This is a genomic window from Georgenia sp. 311, assembly GCF_006151955.1.
GTDB classification, from domain to species: Bacteria; Actinomycetota; Actinomycetes; order Actinomycetales; family Actinomycetaceae; genus Oceanitalea; species Oceanitalea wutianyii.
This window is the reverse complement of record NZ_VDFS01000048.1, coordinates 73,148-76,670: the sequence shown is the minus strand read 5'-3', so window position 1 is coordinate 76,670 and position 3,523 is coordinate 73,148. Positions and strand designations below refer to the sequence as shown.

Annotated in this window: 2 protein-coding genes; both read left to right on the top strand. The window is 77.2% G+C overall.

Features of this window, described 5'->3' with window-relative positions:
- Window positions 1–1,748, top strand: a 1,748-nt coding sequence (locus FHE66_RS15575; protein WP_176554738.1) for a dynamin family protein, incomplete at its 5' end; no start/stop codon positions are given.
- Entirely contained in the window at window positions 1,745–3,328 is a 1,584-nt protein-coding gene (locus tag FHE66_RS10660) for a GTPase (RefSeq protein ID WP_139072944.1), read from the top strand. The genes FHE66_RS15575 and FHE66_RS10660, both read left to right, overlap by 4 nt.
- Window positions 3,329–3,523 lie beyond the last annotated feature (195 nt).

Below are 3,523 nucleotides of genomic sequence, written 5' to 3'. Positions count from 1 at the left end.
CCGAGCCTGCGGCCGCCCCGCGCGACGACGTCGTCGCGCCCCTGCGCGCCCTCGAGCAGCAGCTCGCGCGCACCACCCTGCCGCTCGACCTGCCGGGGGCGGACGACGCGCGACGTCGGCTGCGCAGCCTAGTCGACCAGCTCGACGACTACGTCCTGCCCCGGGCGGAGCGGCTCGACGCCCCGCTGCTCGCGGTCGTCGGCGGCTCCACCGGCGCTGGGAAGTCCACCCTGGTGAACTCGCTCGTCGGCCAGGAGGTCTCGCGCGCCTCGGCGATCCGGCCCACCACCCGGCGCCCCGTCCTCGTCCACCACCCCGACGACGCCTCGTGGTTCACCGACGACCGCGTCCTGCCCGGCCTCGCCCGCGTCCACGACGCCGGCCCGGAGGAGCCCCGGGAGGAGGACGCCGAGGTCACCGAGCTCGGGCTCGTCGCGGCGCCGTCGGTGCCCCGCGGTCTCGCTCTCCTCGACGCTCCTGACATCGACTCCGTCGTCGCGGCCAACCGGCGGCTCGCCGGCCAGCTCCTCGCCGCGGCCGACCTCTGGGTCTTCGTCACGACGGCCGCCCGCTACGCCGACGCCGTCCCGTGGGAGCTGTTGCGCGCTGCCGCCGCCCGGCGCGTCGTCGTCGCCGTCATCCTCGACCGCGTCCCGCCCGGCACCGCCGGGGAGATCCGCGCCGACCTCTCCGACCGGCTCCAGGCCGAGAACCTCGCCCACGCGCCCCTCTTCGTCGTCTCCGAGCAGCCACCCCGCGCGCCCGGCGTGGCCGCCGAGCTTCCCGAGGCCGACCTCGCGCCCATCAGGTCCTGGCTCACCGGCCTCGTCGCCGACGCCACCACCCGGGCCGGGGTCGCCCGGCAGACCCTCTCCGGCGCGGTCGCCGAGGTCCTCACCGGCACGCAGGACGTCGCCACCGCCGGCGACGCACAGGCCGCCGCCGCGGGTGCCCTCGAGCGCGCCGCCCTCGACCACCACGCCGCCGCGCTCCGCTCGGTCATGGACGCCACCGACGACGGCACGCTGCTGCGCGGGGAGGTGCTCGCCCGGTGGCAGGAGTTCGTCGGCACGGGGGAGTGGCTGCGCGGCGTGGAGGCCGCCGTCGGGCGCCTGCGCGACCGCGTCACCGGCTTCCTCCGCGGCCGCCCGAGCCACGAGGCACGCGTCGAGGAGGCCATCGAGAGCGGGCTCGTCACGCTCGTCGTGTCCGAGGTCGAGCGCGCGGAGCGTGAGACGCGCCGCGCCTGGCAGTCCCTGCCCGGCGGCACGACCGCCCTGGTCGACCTGCCCGAGCGGGACGCCGGAGCCGGGCGCCCGGCCCTCGCCGAGGAGGTCGGCGCGCAGGTGCGTGACTGGCAGCGCGCGCTGCTCGAGCGGGTCCGCGCCGAGGGGGAGGACCGCCGCGTGCGCGCCCGGATGCTGTCCCTCGGCGTCAACGCCTCGGGCGTCTCGCTCATGCTCGTCGTCTTCGCGTTCTCCGGCGGGCTCACCGGGATCGAGATCGGCGTCGCCGGCGGCACCGCCGTCGTCGGCCAGAAGGTGCTGGAGATGGTGTTCGGGGACCAGGCGGTGCGGGAGCTCGCCCGCCACGCCCAGGAGGACCTCGAGGTGCGCGTCGGTGAGCTGCTCGAGCGCCACCGCCGGCCGTGGCTCGACAGCCTCTCCCGCCTCGGGGTGGACCCCGACGCGGGCGAGCGACTGCGCCAGGCCGCGTTGGCCGTTCGGATCGCGGGAGGTAGCCGGTGAGGCGTCGGCAGCGGCAGCCGGAGCTCGAGGAGCGCACCGAGGCCCTCGGGCGCGCCCTCGACCTCGCCGACGGCGTCGTCCCCGCGGAGCGGCTCGACCCGGCCCGCGGGGTGCTCGGCCGCGCGGGTGAGCGGTCCGCCATGGCGCCCGGCGTCACCGTCGCGGCGTTGCTGGGCGCGACCGGATCGGGCAAGTCCAGCCTGTTCAACGCCCTCGTCGGCGAGCCGCTCGCCGACGTCCACGCCCGGCGCCCCACGACCACCCGCCCGCTCGCCGCCGTCTGGGACGCTCCCGGCGCCGGCGGCCTGCTCGACTGGCTCGAGGTCCCCGAGCGGCGGGTGCGCCCGGCCGACCCCCGGCTCACCGGTCTCGTGCTCCTCGACCTGCCCGACATCGACTCCACCCGCAGCGAGAACCGCCGGGTCGCGGCGCGGCTGGCCGAGCGGGTGGACGCCCTCGTGTGGGTGCTCGACCCGCAGAAGTACGCCGACGCCGTCGTGCACGAGGAGTACCTCCACCCGCTGCGCGAGCACGCCTCGGTGAGCATCGTCGTCCTCAACCAGGCCGACCGGCTCGCCGCCGAGGACCTGCCCGGCGTGCTCGACCATCTGCGCGGCATCCTGCGCCAGGACGGGATGGGCGACGTCGAGATCCTCACGACCTCCGCCCGCACCGGTGAGGGCGTGGCCGCGCTCCGCGAGCGGCTCGCCCGGCTCGTCGAGGAGGGACGCGCGGCTCGCGCGCGCCTCGAGGCCGACGTCCGCACCGCCGCCCGGGAGCTCGCCGCCGACCAGCTGCCGACCGGCGAGGTCGCGGACGAGCCGCGGGAGGTGGGCGCGCTCGTGGCGGCCTGCGCGGCCGCCGCCGGCGCCGGCGAGGTGCGCACCGCCGTCGAGCGGTCCTACCGGCGCCGCGCCGTCCAGCAGACCGGCTGGCCGCCGCTGCGCTGGCTCGCTCGCCTGCGACCCGACCCGCTACGCCGGCTGCACCTCGAGCGGCCCACGGACGGCGCGACGTCGTTGCCCGCCGCGACCCCTGCCCAGGAGGCGGGCGTGCGCACGGGCGTGCACGACCTCGCGTGGACGTCGACCGCCGGGATGGCCGACGCGTGGCGCGCCCGTGTCACCCAGCGGACCGAGGACCGGGTGCCCGAGCTCGTCGACGCGCTCGACGCGACGATCGCCCGCGAGGACCTCGGCGCCCAGCGTCGCCCGCGGTGGTGGCGGGTGTGGTGGCTCCTGGGCCACCTCCTGTTCCTCACCGCGCTCGCCGGCGCGGGGTGGCTCGCCGCGCTGGCCGTGCTCGGCTACCTCCAGCTGCCCGAGCCGACGACACCGATGGCGGGCCCGCTGCCGTGGCCGACCGCGCTGCTCCTCGGGGGGCTGGTCGCCGGGCTGGGACTCGCCGTCGTGGGCCGGGTGCTCGCCCGGGTCGGCGCCAGACGCGCGGGCCGACGGGCCGGCGCGCGACTGCAGAGCGGCATCCGGCAGACCGCCGAGCGTGTCGTCGCCGAGCCGCTCGCCCAGGACCTCACCCGCTACCGCGACTTCACCGCTGCCCTCGAGCTCGCCGCCACCTGACCCGCCGCGTCCCCCTCCCGCGACAGCCGACTTCCGTACGACAGCCGACTACTGCGCGAGAGCCGACTTTCTCGCGACAGCGGGCTTTCTCACGACAGCGGACTTTCTCACGACAGCCGACTTCCGCTCGACAGCCGATTTCCGCGCGACAGCGGACTTTCTCGCGAGAGCCGACTTCCGCACGAGAGCCGACTT